Genomic DNA, 15,052 nt, shown 5'->3' with positions numbered 1-15,052 from the left:
ACAAACCGGTCGTACCTCGCTTGCTGATGGAGCTTCAGTTCCAAGATTCCACGAGCTTTAACGCATGCGGACGACAGATGAATAGCAGCGTCGCCGCCTCGGCGACGGAGATGATGAAGTCGTCGGTATCAGAACCTCGCGGGATGCAAGCTCAAAATTCCGGTGGGCATTGCTTCCATGCCGGCGGTGGGCTCCCGTTTAACTTCGGCAGGCAGACAGGGCCCAGGACGAGCGACTCCCGGCCTTGCGGGACGAATCTTCGCCTGCTCGCGAGCAGGGTCGAGCGCCCCGTCTTGGCTCGGAAAGTGTTATGCCTCCTTTGCACGGCGGCCGGTGTCAGGAGCCGAATACGACGGCGCCAGTCCGGCACGACGAATTTTCACCCGCCAGCCGGCGGGCATTGCGTTATTCGCGCCCGCCCTTGTAGGGATAGCTCGCGTATCGGTCCACTGTCGGCTGGGTGGCCGCGTGAAGCTCGGCTACGTAGCTGTCCTTGTTCTGCTCCCATTCAGTGCATAGGGTCTCGAACCTCGGGTCCGACTTGCGGTATTGGCACCACTTGTTCGCTTCCGGCTCGACGTAAGACAACGCACGCGTCACCGTATTACCGCATGAGCTGACATAGTCGGAGAGGTAGTAGGTGTGCTGCACCACGCCTCGCTTGGTGGTCCGACGCGCGTAGGCTCGCTTGTCCATCATCTCATTCGCTTGGTCGCAGTCGCTCTGCTTGCCGCCGACGCCCATCCAATACTTGATTGTCCAGGACGGGTCGCGCATCCTGTCGGAGAGTTCCGGCGGTACGTTCGGGTCCGCCAGGTCTTTGGCGTGCTGGTCCAGCCGCTTCTGAATCGCCGCATTGCTGTTCGGCCCGTATGTGCTCCACGCAACCACCGACCCGGAGATTGCCAGACAAATAAGCACAAAAATGAGTCGACCGCTTCCTCGCTGTTTTCGCATGTTTTGAGTTAGCTTTTGTTCGGCCAGTCCCGGTCTGTTGGCCTTGTGTCGCGAAGTATACCTTTCGAATGCGAATGGAGGGCGCTAACAGTCGGGTTGCCGCACCCACCGCCTAACGGATTTCTCGTCCTTCACGCCCGACGCCAGACATACCGAGACCAAGTGCGAAACCCCATGAAAAGATACAACCGCCCGAGTTGCCGCGCGCGCTACCAGTCGCGAAGGTCGGTCCATAAAAGCATCCCCGAGCTGGGAAGCGGCTGGTCGTAGACGAGCACCTTGTCCGCGTGCTTCGTGATTTCGACGTCATTGTTTAAGGCGTCGCGAAAGACCAACGCCGGTTTCTGTCCGGTCGACGCAAAAATCAGATTCTTCATTGTTCCGGCTACACCCGCCAGAGCGCGAACGACACTGTAAATCGGATACTGGGACTCGACAGAGGTCTGTTTCAGTGTGAAGCCGTCTCGCTTCAACGCGTCGCTGACGGCGGCGGCCAACTCGGCCTGTTCAGCATCGCGCCGAGTCATCGGATGGACAAGTTTTTCAAGTAAAGCGAAGAAGCGAAACTGAGGGCATGTCAACGCGCCGCATTCAATGAGCATCTCCTCACTGGTCCAATCGGGGTTGCGAAGATAGTGCTGGTCTATCTGAGCTTCCAGGCTGGAGTTGTCCAGCCAGACCGACCCACCGTCGCGTAACACCGCAGCGCCAAAAACCTCCTCCAGGCTATCCAGGACCGGAGAGTCACCGAACAACGAATCAAACCGATTCAGAACTTTGAGGACGTCGCCGCGAACAAGCTTGCTCACGCGGTGCTGGCTATGCTCCGTCAGCTCAACGAGCGCTTCCATCAAGCTCTCATCCGGGTATTTGTGAAGCACCTTGCGCGCAAGCTCGAGGAGCGCGTCTTCGCCAAAATCGGCGATTCTAGTGCTGACATACGACCTTTTGCTGCTGTGCGCCTCTGTTTCGTCGCCGGGTTCAACCGACGGCTGAATGCCCAGCTGCATGCACACACGTGGAAGGTTGTACGATTTAACTTCGTGCAGAACAGCTGGAATCAGTGTCCTTATCGTCTCAAAGGAAACTGCCGGGAGCTTGATGCTCGAACCGACCATGAAAGATGCCTCCTTGTTTTGCCTTGCTCATTGCCCCGCTCGAGGCCTTCGAGAAAGCATGCCTTGTTTCTGCAAAAATAGCAGCCGCCAAGGCTGCGAAAGCGGTGGTCATTATGTTGGCAGCTGGAGTCGCGTTTCCCTCTGAGCTGCGCGCTGACCGGCGCCTACCTGACGGAGACATTGAATGGAAATCATCGTTGAGACGTACGTACCCTACGGCGAACCCTCGTCAGCAGATTTGCGTGTGAGGCCACTTCCTGGCCAAGGGGTCGACCCAAAGCTCAAAGTCGAGTGCAGTCGGTCCATGCGCCAACAATATCCATCTGGCGCACTGTTCCGGCTCGTCGTTAAGCTGACAGAACGCGAGGGCAAGAAATTTTTATACGCCTATCATGCGGCGCCGTTCGAGCACGTAAGCCGTGAAGAAGCGGAACGATTTATTTCGACCATGTTTCGCAGCTGACAAGTCGAAGCACCTGCAGAGGAACACAAACACGATGCAGCAGGATACCTATAAAGGTTACGTGCTATGGGGCCACGCCATCGAGCAGCAGGAAGAAGTTCTTGTGCCCGAGCGGTACGCCGCGAGCGGGACGATTACGCGGGACCGCAAGTTCGTAGAGGCCTCTGGAGTCCTCGGCGTATTTGACACCGAAGAAGAAGCGCAGGATGCCGGTCTGTCGTGGGCGCGTGCTTGGGTCGACTCGCACGGATAGCGCTGGGCTGTTCTCACGCTGGTGCATCCCACGATGTCTTGCGAGCTTCCGGCAAACGCTCACGGAGGTACCCTCGTGAGACACTCCAGTCGACAAAGGCGGCGGTGCAGCTACAGGGACCTGACCGGCGGGACATCCAGTGCGCCGCAAGCAGCATCTCACTGCACAATAGGACTAGACAATGATGCAAAAGAACCTGCTCTATAAGTACGTCAACGTTTCCACGCTGAAGCGGATACTTGGAGGGTCCATCCGCCTGACCCAACCTGGCGCATTCAACGACCCATTCGAGCTGCTACCGGAGATAATCGTCCGGACTGACCAAACGGAAGAACAAATCAGCTTTTCATTCGATATTCTGTCCCGTCGACGTGAAGCCCCACTCGATGCTGCCGTCCAAGTGACGGACGGACACGTAGCCAGCGATTTCACGTCCCGAAATATCCTGGACCAGCTCAATCAACAGGTCGGGATTCTTTGCCTGTCGAAATCCCCCAACTCAATCCTGATGTGGTCACACTACGCCGACCAGTATCAAGGGGCCGTCATCGCCTTCAATGCCGACCACGAGTTCTTTGCCGGTCAAATACCGGTCGAGTACGTAAAGGAGCGGCCAAAAAAACACATCGATACCTATAAAGCTGCGCCCGTCCCATTGTCAGAACTTTGCGCCAAATCCGTTGAGTGGAGGTACGAGCAGGAGGTCCGCATTATTCGCGCTCTACATGACTGCAACAAAACAGACATTCTCGACGCAAGAGGCTTCCCCGTGTTCACGGCAGCGGTACCTGAGGAGGCCATTCATTTTGTCTCGATGGGTGAGCGGACACCCGTGCCGCAGCAAAAAGAGATTTTTCAGCTGCTACACAAGACGAAAATCGGTTTGACATTGTCGGCCGTCGACAACGTGGGCTACGGATTCCGCCAGGAGATTGTTCTGTACCCAGGCGACTTCCGGAATCCAACCATCTCTGCACGAACCGCGCACATATTCGTCGGCACGAACTCTCCATTTGCTGAGATGGCGAGATGGATGATTGAGAACCATCCGACCAGCAAGCTCGTGAACAAGACCGTGTAGTAAGCCGGGGTTTTCGAGAATATTGCGTCACGGACCCCAGTTAATCAGCGTAGCACTGGACAACTAAGGCTGGATAGACCTCGACAGGTTGATTTGCGCAATGGACGAACTGTCCGCGAACCCGGTGCTTCCAAGACCTTTCGAGCCGGCAAGCCGAGAAGGAGGCGCTCGGCGCTTAGTCGCCGGAACGTCAGCTCGCCCCCTCTGGTTAATCCGACGGCGATGCGGCGACTACGGTATAGCGAAGCTGCATCAGGTCGTCATGAGCGTATGCCCTGTCGGCGTGCCGGACACGATGATGTTCGCGCTTACTCCGAACCCGAACAGATATGTCGCATGCCTCTCCGATGTCCCCGGCAGTGAACTCATAAGTCCATGCGTTCGAATCGGTCCAGCCGCTATCAGCTGTCTGATGTAGCGTTTTGAACTGATATTCTAAGGGTTCATCTTTCGGGTCAATTGCTAGAGCTACGAGGTCGATACGTTGCCCAACTTCAACCGTCTTTCCCGTTATACGAGGGTGTGACCGCAAATTCACATCAAAGGCTATCGTCGTACCCAAATTGTCTTGCACAGACAACATTTGTGCGTACGGACTATCGTCTGCCAAAAGCGTGTTTTGCGGATTTATGGATTGATTTAACTCCAAAACTTGCTGGATGACCGGCTTGAATTTGGCGCGGATTGCGGAAAGGAGGCGATTGATTTCCGAATCCTCTTCACTTCCGCCGGGCAAGAAGTTGACCCTTTCGGTCCACACATCGACGGGCGGTCGTTTGTCCCGGGAAGTGCGATACGTTGCCGAGATTTTTGCAGACGCGGCATCGTTGAAATCGCAATTGACGGTCATTTTCAACCGAGCGAACTCGTTGATTCCGTCTTCGCGCGGAACGGTGGCTTGCAGTTCACCGCCCCAATAGTAGTTGTCGAGCTGTGCGCCCACTCCGATGAAATTCGCATTCGTGAGGGCGTCCTTAAGTTGATTAAACATAGGTCGAAGTTTTTCCCGTACGCGCTCACCGGTTTCGTTCACACGTTGCTGGTGCTCATTGCTAGCCGCCTGCGCGGCTTCCATTTGATACTTGGGTACGGCAAGAACAGGTGCAAATTCGGACAGGTCGAGTTCTGACAGGTCGTGGTTATGGACGGGCGGGGCTAACCAGAAATCAAGCTCGTGTGCAAACTCAGCCATACTTGGCCTTTCGCTCGGGACGTGTTTTGTTGCTGCCTCCAGAATTGCGTTGAGTAATACCGCACGAGCGTCGGACACATATGAACTCGCGCGCAAAGCTTCGACCGACGTCGACAATGTTCCGGGAAGCGGAAAGTGTTGTCCAGTGACTAGCACCCACAACGTTTTTGCAAGAGAGTAGACGTCGGCGGGCGCTCCGTCCGCGTCAGCCGCATCGTTGAGCATCTCAGGTGCCATGTAAAAAACCGGGCCGATGCGTTCGCCTTCCAGAGTCAGTGATTCCTTACCCTCGAAGTCTGCGAGACCAAAGTCGCCTGCCGTCCATTTACCTTCGTACTTGAACAAATTGTCGGGCTTGATGTCCCGATGGGTGACTTCGAGTGCATGCATCTTGGTCAGCAGATGCGCGATGTCGCGAACGCTGGTAACGACCTCCACAAGAGTCGGAGCGTCCCCCAGAGCATCCTGCATGGGCGTGGCTAGCTGCATAGCGAACCATGCCGGGTTTTCTTGTGAGGGGTTGTCAGGCACCTCGGAATCGATTACAGGAATGCAACCAAGATGCTCGCACTTTTGCATTGCAACGATTTCATCACGAAACCGAGCGACTCGCCGAGGTTGGTCACTTTTGGTCAAAATTTTGACGGCGGCTGTTTGGCCACCATTCGTAGCCAAGACTACCTTGCCGTTTCCGCCTCTTCCCAAGCTCCTCCCAAGTTTCCAATTGCCTACCTTGGTAAGCGGCTTCCGATTCGATGACATTGCCGATTGGTCCTCTACTGTGGTTGAAAATGCAACGAACCCGCGCGTCCGAGAAGTTTGATGTTGGCGGGAGTGAAATATATGATACGTTTTAAACTGGTTTGATACAGCGCTCGTTCCACTACCTGGCGCAATTAATCAGCCGTTCTCTACCCTACAATCGCATATCGCTTGCGGCGAAACGGCAGCTGCGTAGATGTACATCGTGAGACATCAGAACGACAACGGCGGCTTCTCTGTATTAGCCTCGTATGGGGGCGCCGGGCGTGATGGGGCGCATTAATTTTATAAAGGTTAGGGATGTCCTATGCTGACGCAATCCGTCCGGTACGCAACAGGATGCGAAAGTATTCGTATACCTCTGTGCTCAGGCAACTGTCCGCGCATATTCAGCGAGCGGACGCTCTGACTGGCGAGCAGAGGGTCCGCCAGATGCCGTGGATTGCGGAGCGACTTGCAGCATGGGTCCTGCGCGATAGGCCTTCGATGTACTCATCGGTGCCCATGTCACCTGAGGACTGCCAAGCATGTATGAATCTCGCGTGGATGCAAATGGATACAGGGGTGACGTGGATGCGTCAAGGCAATCCCTTGAACCTTTCGATACGCATGATGCTCCTGTCTCAGTTGCCGCATCAGTTGCCGCATGGAACAGGGGCGTTCGCTCGGCAGGTAGACCTGCTTCGACGTATTGGCTCGAATGCGAAGCTGCATCACGAATTGGAGGGGGCGCTGGGAATGTCGCCGGAAGAGTATTTGCGCATCGCAGTTTTCTTCTGGAGCTTAGCCGACGAGCGCATTGAGGCTGTGTTTTCACAGAAGTACCTGCGAGCGCTAACACTAGCTTTTGGGCAGGAAGCGATTGCAGCGTTTCTGCGAACCATCATCGTGCCGCATGAACGGCTGGCAGCACTATCGCCAGAGCACATAGTTGAAGATGAATGGTTCCAGCCAAATCTCCTGTATCGCTCGCCTTTTGTTGCCTATCGCGGCGAGCGCTTCTATTGGGGGCGAGCTTGTCTTCAGAGAAACATTGAATTCGCGTTTAGTGACGTCGTAGCGCGGTCTAAGAACGATGCAGTGCGTCGCACCTTCGAAGACGCATTCGAGGCCTATGTGGGTGATTCCCTTCGTCTATGCTCTACTCAAGTATTGAGCGAACAGGAAATCGTTGAGCGGTTCAATGTCAAGGGGGCATGCAACGACTTCGCTGTCCTCGGCGACGATTACATTGTGCTTGTAGAGGCAAAGAACAAAGCCTTGACGCATGCATTGATTGCAACTGGTTCTGCCAAAACCTATCAGTCGAAGTTCAGAGCCACAGTAGTGAAGGCTGCGAGTCAAATCGCGAATGTAGCGCAGCATGTCCGCGCGGATGCCGAGTACAGAAACGCTCGCATCTATCGGGTCGCCGTCACCTATGGTGACCTAATGCTAGGAAATGCTGAGTTTCTCTTCGATGCTGCGGGCGATGAGGAAGTGCCGCTTGTGCTGAGCGTTGACCAACTAGACCGACTGACGGAAGCTGTACGTATCGGTCGTTGCACATTTGATGCTTTTTTTGAAGACTATCGTAAGCGCCAGGAGGCGCCGCAGACAAGGCTCTTCTCTCCTGCGCAGCTCCTAACTGAACGAAAATATTGGCTGGACGAACAGCCGGAGCATCTCCAATGCATTCTAAATCCGTTCTTCGATAGCATTGCTGCGCTGGTTGAGGAGTACGTCACCCAGTATCTTCGTGTGTCGTGACATTGTGTGCGTCATCGACGCAACGTCCTAGGCCCGTAAGAACATCCAAAAGAGTTGGAACTGTATCAAATACTCGGCCGAAGAATGCTTTGAAAGCATCGGCACAGACTCGATTCATAAAGTCGACGGCTCACAGAGTTGTCAATCCATTGAGGAAACAAAAAAATGTCCGAATCTGGTGCAAAATATCGTCCGGATATGCAGGTGATGATACTTCCTGCTTACCTCGAAGCAGCGTTGGACGAGAAGCAACCGGATGCTTTGTTGACCGCCTCCGAGAAGGCATTCATCTTCCACGAGTGGATTCATTATCTGCACAACATATCAACGATTCACGGCTTGGCGAGCCTCTCTACGCTATTGAAGCTCTGGTCGAATTTCCGATATATCTTTTGGCGAGATGGCGCGAGCGACGATGAGCCTCCGCGGAGAGCCGATATGCTCGCGGACCTCGATGCAGATGTGAGATATATGGCGGGCTTCCGGAGTGCACAATCAAACGACTTGCCAGAAAAACTTCACATAAGTGAGGTTCAATTTACTGAAGTAAATATAACTTCCGAGCCGCTGGGTCACGGACGTCAAACGGTTCTAGTCTGCGAGGCAGAAGTCAAGGTTCCAGTAAAAGGCGAGCCTGTGCAACGCACGGTTCGCATTGGTACTCATGAAATACTAGAGAGCGCTGCGTACCAACTTGAGGAGTTGTTTGCATTAGCTTTGGGCGAGGCTTTGCGCGTTCCACCTTATGCCCCTTACTTCCTCGTCCAGAGCCTGGCCAAAGCTATATCTCCGCGGATTTCTCAACGATGCGTCTTGTTGGCAACGCTCGCGGCGCTCCAGTTTCCCGACCCGCCTCAGAAGCTGGTTGAAATGCTCAGGTGTGGTGAGGCTGCATGCATAACAGGAGAGGACGGAGAGGCAGCAGTGCGGACTTCCGCAATAGAATTGTTCGAAAGACTTCTTCCTGAAGCTCTCGCGACACTAAAAATGTTTGAAGAAGCGTTCGATAAAGACGAGAGAATGACCTATGCCGTGCACAGACTCACAGCGACTTTGCGTAAGAATTTGGCTTTTCGCAAAGATGACCTTTTTTTTGAACTCGAGTTTGTAGCCACTGGCATCGGAAAGAAGCAGGATTGGATTGCAGCGCGCTCGCGCTACGGTGCACCGATGCTATTTCTCGAAAGCAAAGGCGATGAGCACTGCGTTCAGAAAGACAAAGTGAAGTTTCTTGCAGGTGACCCAGCCAACGACAAAGAGGCTCTCGCTCAAAGAAAACTTCTCTATGCTACGTTCCACTATATGTATGCGTATCTGAGCGAAGACTACAAATCCGGCGAGCCAAATCCTAAGCCATCACGGTGCCCGTTCTATACCAGTTGTGGGCATGAACTTAGAATACGTGAGCCTCGTCAATGTGCCAGCACTCCGTGGCTTTCCCTTCAAGATGAAGAGAGTTATGAGGTATGCGAATACGGCATCGCCACTTCGAAATTTTTGGGCGGAGGTAGGGTGGCACAGAGTTGATGTGAGACAGGGCAGAATAGGCTAGCTTCGATGCTTGTTGTATCGTTTCTCGCAGCATGGCCGCTCACCCGGCTCAAACCGTGTTGTCCGCGACGTCGTAACAGGGGGCGAGACTGTCTGTGAGTCTGGCTGGCCAAATGCCACGGCCGCAAGCCGGAAAACTACCGTCTCAATTGCGCGCCGTCGGCCTATACTGAATTATTGGTAAGATATCGCGCTTGAAGCGTGTGTCAGGGTTCTCTAGCCAATGGCTTGCAGTTCCCCTCAAGTTCGCGCAATCCATCAAGACGATGACACTCGCCATGCGAGCGTTCAGGCTGGCCAGCTTCTCGGCCGCCGGCATAGCCAATAAGATGCCCATAAAACTGGCGTTTCAAGACGAGAAGCTCCGGAAGGTGTGTGAGAGCACAGTTTCGGCAAAGCGGAAGTACGGGGAAGTCGCTGGGCCGTCAATCCATGCTCGGCTAGCGGACTTGCGTGCGGCGAACTCACCGACGGAGTTCGTTGAGATTGGCTTCGGACGCTTTGACGAGACGGTGCACGACCGGATTGTTATCTTCATCGCCGGGGGATACCGTATGCTTGCGGTGGCAAACAATAGACCTCCTCCTGGTGCTCCGGGGGCGTTGGACTGGGCGCAAGTGACGCGCGTCAAAATCCTATCAATCGAGCGTACACATGAGAGCTGAAGCCGAATTCGCACCGATGTGGGCGGTTCCGCCAGGTCGCACCATCAGCGATTTGATGGAATCGCGAGGCATAGCTTTGGCGCGCATGGCGCATTCGGTCGATATGTCTGATGAAGACTTTGATAGTCTCCTTCAGGGGAAATGTGCACTTACGGCTCGCATAGCAGCTCGTCTCGCCGCCGAACTGGGTGGTTCGGCTGGATTCTGGCTGAGTCGTGAAGAACAGTATCGAGAGCAACTGGCTGAGCTTGCGGACAGTGTTGACCCGGAAAGCGACGAGTATCAGGCGTGGCTCAGGAGTCTGCCCTTAAAACAGATGCAGGAACTCGGGTGGGTCGAGCCGACCAGGGACAAGCGGGAGAAGCTTCGTCGATGCCTTGAGTTCTTCGATGTTCCGAACCTCGATGCTTGGCGTCGTACGTACTCAGATACGAAAGGCGCGGCCGCGTTTCGTACGAGCGCGACGTTCGAGGAGGACGAGGTCGCGACTGCCGTGTGGCTGCGCCGTGGTGAGCTTGAAGCAGAAAAGGTCGAGTGCAAAAAGTGGAGTCCCGCGCTCTTTGAATATCAGCTTTCGAAGATTCGGGCACTGACTAACATTCCCAGCCCATCGGAATTTTTACCGAAGCTTCAGCAGCTTTGTGCTGAGGCTGGCGTCGCAGTTGTCGTTGTGAAGGCCCCGAAAGGTTGCCGCGCGAGCGGAGCTACTTTTTTTGGTGGCCCCGACAAAGCGGTCCTACTGCTGTCGTTCCGATACCTGAGTGATGACCAGTTCTGGTTTTCCTTCTTCCATGAAGCGGGACACCTAGTTTTGCACTGGGACGCAGACCTGATGATTCTCGAGACCTCGGACGGGCCAATGTCTCCCCAGGAAGATGAGGCTAATAAGTTTGCTACGGAGCAACTTATTCCCCTTCATCTCCAGGCACGTCTACCGACGGCGTCGAAGTCGCTCAAGGGCATCATGCGTCTCGCTCGGGACGCTGGCGTATCGTATGGCATTGTCGTTGGACAGATGCAGTTCCGTGGACTGGTCAGCCAAAAAATCTATAACAATTTGAAAAATCGTTATAAGTGGAACGCCGTTTAACCCCGGAATGGTTCGTACTTCGCAGGACTCTTTTGCCAGTTGCAAATTGAGTCTTCAATCACTTGCATACCGACGCCCAGAGCGTTTCCGAGTTGGATTGCGAGTACATCCAGCTCTTTCTTCGAATATGTCTTGTTGTCGACCGCTCCGCTGAAAAGCAGGCGTGCACCGCGCTCAGGGCCCGTTGCGCCGACCATATAAGCTGACGGCGGCTCAATGTCGATAAGCCCGACCTTGCCAATCATTGTCAGATAATCAAACTTACCTGCTCGACCAAATTGCTTGACCGCCTTCATTCTTTTGTACAAATAGTCGAACAACTTCTTCGGGTCGTTTCCACATTTTGCCTTTGCTTTTGCATCTGCGATGAAGGCTGCATGTGACCGTTTCGGGCCAATCCATTCGGCGTAGCTCTTGAGAACGATGTCAAGCTCCCGTCGACTCTCAAACTTGCGGTGGTTCCCGAACGGGAAGTCTTGCTTCTGAGCTTCGATGTCATCCAGATGCTGATGAAGCCACAATGTGAATTGGCCTGGGTCCTTCGAGAATTTCTCCCAAGTCCAAGTAAATTTGTCGTTGTAGGCGCCGTAGACCATTCGCAGAAGACCATAGCCTTTTGTCAGGTGCTTGCCGCAAACAACGAAAAGAAATACCAGCCAAAACGCCTCGTCAACGTTGCCACTGCGCATGTAATGAATGGCAGCGCGCAATGGGTCAAACATCTCGGCGTTCTTTGGGTCAAGACGCATGAGCGAGATTGGGCGCTTTGCGATTAGCTTTACGTAGTCGATGCGTGCGACGCTGTCGACGATTTGGGCGACCAAGGCCTCGCGCTCTTCAACTTTTGATATTCCCGGTAGAACTTTACCGTCGAGACGGTAGGCGGAAAGGATAGCGTCGAGCTTTTTTGTGAGAACAGGATTCTTCATGTGTGAGCCGTCGAACGTGTGGTTTCTATCAACTATCGTTTATTTGAGTCGGCGCTCGCTGGCTGCTGAGCATCAAGTGCTGCGCCATCAAACAACAGCGGGGTAGACGGAACAGGCATGGGCGCTTGTCGCTGACGCTTTGCGATGTGCAAGTCGTAGACGTCGGTGGTCATTTGCGCCTTAATGTCGGCCAGCTTTTCTCGGTCAGCTTGGCGGGCCCCTTTGCGGGAATAGCGATATACCTGCAACAACCGCGCTAGGTCCGCCCAGTACGACGGAAGCTGGTCGAGTTCTGGCTGCTTCCCCTGTCGGACCATGCGCTCTGCCTCCAGTACCTTCGCTACCGTCGGCCAAGGGTCTTCTGCCGGCATGTGAGGCATCAAAACGCGCTCTTGATAACCCTCGTCGAGGTAGTCGAGCACGGACTGTATGTCCGTTGCATAAAGATGAAGACTGCCGACCGCGTGCTTGTATTGTCCGACCTCAACTCCCAAAGAGCGGGCGATGAGTTCTTGCAGCATCGTGAAGGCGAAGATGTCGTGCGGCAGTCCCATGAACGCATCGTTCGAACGCATCATGACCATTGCGTGTAGTTGATGGTCTCTGACTGTGAATTGCAGCGTGCATGTGCACGGAAGGTCCTTGCGCCTCTTCTCGAGATTTTGGGCAAGGTCTTCGCCATGGTAGAGCTGAATGGCGGCCCGGCGAGATGTGGAGCTTGCTCGGAGCGTCTCAATGACGTTCTGTACTTGGTTCGGGGCCTTATCGGAGCCGAATAAGCGTGGGCCGTAGGCGCCGAAAATCGTCTCGTTGTCGTCAGAAAATTCCGAGTATGACTTGATGTAATACTGGATAAAGTCCAGTTTGTTAGACCCGGATAGGTACCAGAGGAATTCGCCGAGGCAGCTGAAAACAGTATTTTTTCTTTCGCTCTGGCTTAGCCTGGCCCGCGGGTTTTTTAAGAGTAAAAGCGCACCGTATATTTCGGTATTGGCGCCTTTCGTGGGAACGATGTCACCGGCACCGCGCTTTCTCAGAAGGCGACGATAAACCTTATTCAGCAGGTCATCGATTGTGTCTGCAGTCAGGTACATGGCGAGGGCAGCAAGCTAGGCGCGGTCTATCGCCTGCGAAGCCGAAAAAATTAGACAGCACGAAACTCAAATCTCAGTCAAACAGCCTCAACTGAGCATTTGCTCTTGCGAGCGATTCATGAAGTTCGAGTTTCAATTGGCGGCCACGCGAGACGAGCGTGCGTCGGTCGGCCTGCATGGCACCCCGACTCATCGCCAAGTCTCTAACTTCGACAGTCACGTCGTAGTGTGGCAACGACGCTTTCGCTTGAAACCAACCGCGCTTCAATCCTAAGGACTTCGCGAAGCCATGCAGTTCATCGAGCGAATCGGCAACCAAATGGCACCACTGGCGGCCACGCCACGCTATTCGAGCGTTATCTACATAGACCGCCACGGTCTCTCCCTCGCAGAAAGCTTTTATTTTTCCCTTACTCTCCGGATATGATACCCGAAACCGGAAAAAACGTCCTAACGCTTATCCGTATCCGCAGAATGATGCATGCCTGCTCGGCCTAAAGAGAGTTCACACCCGAGGAACTCATCCATGAGCATACTCCGGGCAGAAAATCTACATCGACGCTTTCGTTGGAGTCACCAGCGCCGCACTTCGACTGCATCTTGTGGCGAGTCGGGTGCGCGACTGACCCAGAGATTTATCGAGAGCTAGCGAAGAGCTGCACCGCAGTTCTTTACCTCGGCCCACCTGACAGGCAGAAGGAATTCGCGCAAGACATAAAAGTTTATGTCGGACCCGTTGCAGGCTGGCAGCCGCCCCGTGCTCCCAGTAGAACCTGATTGGATTGGCTCGTTTGCCGCACTAACTAGCTGAACTTGTTCGAGGCGCTGGCACGCTCGGTCAAGGTGTCACGCCTAATCCGATGCGGAGGTATCAGAGCATCTCTGCCTGAAGCTGATTGGCTTGAGCCGGGTTCACCGAGTCTACATACCCGAGGATGGCTTGGTGTCGATGGGGATTCCCGTCTTGACGCATCGCATCGAGAAACGCGTGCCACCTGTCAGGCAATACATGCAGAGAATTCTGCGACAACTCGATATTGAAAGCGCTGATTTTGTCAGCCGGTCTCTGCTCTTTCTTTTGATTTAAATCGAAACCGCTCTTCTCGGCCATGCGCTTAACGTCAGCGAAAATATTTTCCGCCAGTGCTTCGTCGTTCAGAGAAATGATTATGTCATCAACATAAACGCTTACCTCAATGCCGTCGGTCGCAGAGAGCTGTTTCAGGTAATTGCCCAGTGCACTTTTACGGAGGCAGATGCTCGCAAGCAAAGTGGATTGAACAAATCCATACGGCAGTATGTAGCGCTTTTGCACATCCTCAGGCAATCGGACCGTCGAGAGATTCGCAATATCTCGAGCCTCTGCATAGCTGTACATCCCTTTCAGGACACGAGTTACCCGGCTGCGGTTTATACGCTGAAAGAAGTTCTCGATGTCGACGTGAATAAAACAGGTCTGCCCAAGGTGGGCCTTCAACGCTGCAACGTGGCCACCCTGACGAAGATGGTAGTAGTACGCGGGCGCCTTCCAGCGTTCGCGTAGTTCGTCTTTGATTTTTGCCCCAAGCTCTATCGTGTCGCCATTGGGAACGAAGACCCACTTCCCAGGCTTCAGCTCAAACTTGGAATCCCAACGAGGTTCCATAATTTTTATAATTAGCAGTCATGTTCTTGACGATGTCCTCTGCGAGCCGAACGAGTTCGGTCGCAAAGGGAATCAGAGCAAGAACTAGACGCTGTACGAAAGTAAATTTTTTCATAGCAGCTTTCTCCATTCAATCCCGGCTTGTCTAGCGCTGTGCGCAATGACTACAAATCAAAACTGATATGCATATTGGAAATATTATCCGCAATGCTATATCGCGATATCACATAGTGACGCAATGGAGGATAGGCGCCAACATGGTGCCTATCGCCGGGAAGATAAACACTACCAAAATGCACCGAAACGCGCAAGTAAATATGACTTGAAAAATGCGCAATCGGTAAAAACGCGTGATTTTAGGTGCGGGCGGCTGATTACGAGTGCGGAAGGTAGGTAGTCCCTGCGGTGCTCGGGTCACCACCGCGTGGTCTTGTGGGGAGCGGCTAGCGAGGCGCCGCCTTCCGGGAGCGAGCAAGCTGCGAAAGGAAATCGAGGGTGTGAGC

14 protein-coding genes are annotated in these 15,052 nt (G+C 54.0%); 7 read left to right on the top strand and 7 right to left on the bottom strand.

Going from position 1 to position 15,052, the window contains the following annotated elements:
- Positions 1-405: 405 nt before the first annotated feature.
- Positions 406-921, bottom strand: a complete 516-nt coding sequence (locus J2W46_RS19300) for a hypothetical protein (protein WP_310355525.1) — start codon at positions 919-921, stop codon at positions 406-408.
- A gap of 245 nt (positions 922-1,166) precedes the next feature.
- Positions 1,167-2,075, bottom strand: coding sequence for an AbiJ-related protein (locus tag J2W46_RS19295; protein WP_310355524.1), 909 nt, complete (start codon positions 2,073-2,075; stop codon positions 1,167-1,169).
- Positions 2,076-2,259: 184 nt separating this feature from the next.
- Between J2W46_RS19295 and J2W46_RS19290 the strand changes: the two genes are divergently transcribed.
- The 3 genes from J2W46_RS19290 (at position 2,260) to J2W46_RS19280 (ending at position 3,872) form a co-directional block, all read left to right on the top strand.
- On the top strand, positions 2,260-2,538 hold the full coding sequence (locus tag J2W46_RS19290; RefSeq protein WP_310355523.1) for a hypothetical protein: 279 nt from the start codon (positions 2,260-2,262) through the stop codon (positions 2,536-2,538).
- Between the two features lie 34 nt (positions 2,539-2,572).
- On the top strand, positions 2,573-2,791 hold the full coding sequence (locus J2W46_RS19285; RefSeq protein ID WP_310355521.1) for a hypothetical protein: 219 nt from the start codon (positions 2,573-2,575) through the stop codon (positions 2,789-2,791).
- Between the two features lie 181 nt (positions 2,792-2,972).
- Positions 2,973-3,872, top strand: a complete 900-nt coding sequence (locus J2W46_RS19280) for a DUF2971 domain-containing protein (RefSeq protein ID WP_310355518.1) — start codon at positions 2,973-2,975, stop codon at positions 3,870-3,872.
- A 208-nt stretch (positions 3,873-4,080) separates the two neighbouring features.
- Here the strand turns inward: J2W46_RS19280 and J2W46_RS19275 are convergent, their stop codons facing one another.
- Positions 4,081-5,826: a serine/threonine protein kinase gene (locus J2W46_RS19275; RefSeq protein WP_310355516.1), complete on the bottom strand. Its 1,746-nt coding sequence runs from the start codon at positions 5,824-5,826 to the stop codon at positions 4,081-4,083.
- A 531-nt stretch (positions 5,827-6,357) separates the two neighbouring features.
- Between J2W46_RS19275 and J2W46_RS19270 the strand changes: the two genes are divergently transcribed.
- The 4 genes from J2W46_RS19270 to J2W46_RS19255 all read left to right on the top strand — a co-directional run bounded on the left by J2W46_RS19270 (position 6,358) and on the right by J2W46_RS19255 (position 10,881).
- Complete coding sequence (locus J2W46_RS19270) at positions 6,358-7,575, top strand: hypothetical protein (protein WP_310355514.1); 1,218 nt, start codon at positions 6,358-6,360, stop codon at positions 7,573-7,575.
- A 165-nt stretch (positions 7,576-7,740) separates the two neighbouring features.
- A complete protein-coding gene (locus tag J2W46_RS19265) occupies positions 7,741-9,102 on the top strand; it encodes a hypothetical protein (RefSeq protein ID WP_310355512.1) in 1,362 nt (453 codons plus the stop codon).
- Positions 9,103-9,392: 290 nt separating this feature from the next.
- Positions 9,393-9,791, top strand: coding sequence for a hypothetical protein (locus J2W46_RS19260; protein ID WP_310355511.1), 399 nt, complete (start codon positions 9,393-9,395; stop codon positions 9,789-9,791).
- On the top strand, positions 9,781-10,881 hold the full coding sequence (locus J2W46_RS19255) for an ImmA/IrrE family metallo-endopeptidase (protein ID WP_310355510.1): 1,101 nt from the start codon (positions 9,781-9,783) through the stop codon (positions 10,879-10,881). Before J2W46_RS19260 ends, J2W46_RS19255 begins: the two co-directional genes overlap by 11 nt.
- On the opposite strand, the gene J2W46_RS19250 is transcribed toward J2W46_RS19255, so the two are convergent.
- The 4 genes from J2W46_RS19250 to J2W46_RS19235 form a co-directional block, all read right to left on the bottom strand.
- Positions 10,878-11,810 carry an alpha-glutamyl/putrescinyl thymine pyrophosphorylase clade 3 protein gene (locus J2W46_RS19250; RefSeq protein ID WP_310355508.1) on the bottom strand — a complete coding sequence of 311 codons (933 nt, stop codon included), beginning with the start codon at positions 11,808-11,810 and terminating at the stop codon, positions 10,878-10,880. The two genes, J2W46_RS19255 and J2W46_RS19250, sit on opposite strands and share 4 nt — an antisense overlap.
- 32 nt (positions 11,811-11,842) lie before the next feature.
- Positions 11,843-12,904, bottom strand: coding sequence for a thymidylate synthase (locus J2W46_RS19245; RefSeq protein ID WP_310355506.1), 1,062 nt, complete (start codon positions 12,902-12,904; stop codon positions 11,843-11,845).
- Positions 12,905-12,977: 73 nt separating this feature from the next.
- On the bottom strand, positions 12,978-13,280 hold the full coding sequence (locus tag J2W46_RS19240) for a DUF4031 domain-containing protein (RefSeq protein ID WP_044021441.1): 303 nt from the start codon (positions 13,278-13,280) through the stop codon (positions 12,978-12,980).
- Positions 13,281-13,775: 495 nt separating this feature from the next.
- Positions 13,776-14,549: a reverse transcriptase domain-containing protein gene (locus J2W46_RS19235; protein ID WP_310355505.1), complete on the bottom strand. Its 774-nt coding sequence runs from the start codon at positions 14,547-14,549 to the stop codon at positions 13,776-13,778.
- Positions 14,550-15,052 lie beyond the last annotated feature (503 nt).

Origin of the sequence: Paraburkholderia strydomiana (assembly GCF_031456815.1) — a bacterium.
In the GTDB taxonomy this organism is placed as follows: Bacteria; Pseudomonadota; Gammaproteobacteria; order Burkholderiales; family Burkholderiaceae; genus Paraburkholderia; species Paraburkholderia caledonica.
The sequence above is the reverse complement of the archived record's forward strand: the minus strand, read 5'-3'. Positions and strand labels throughout refer to the sequence as shown.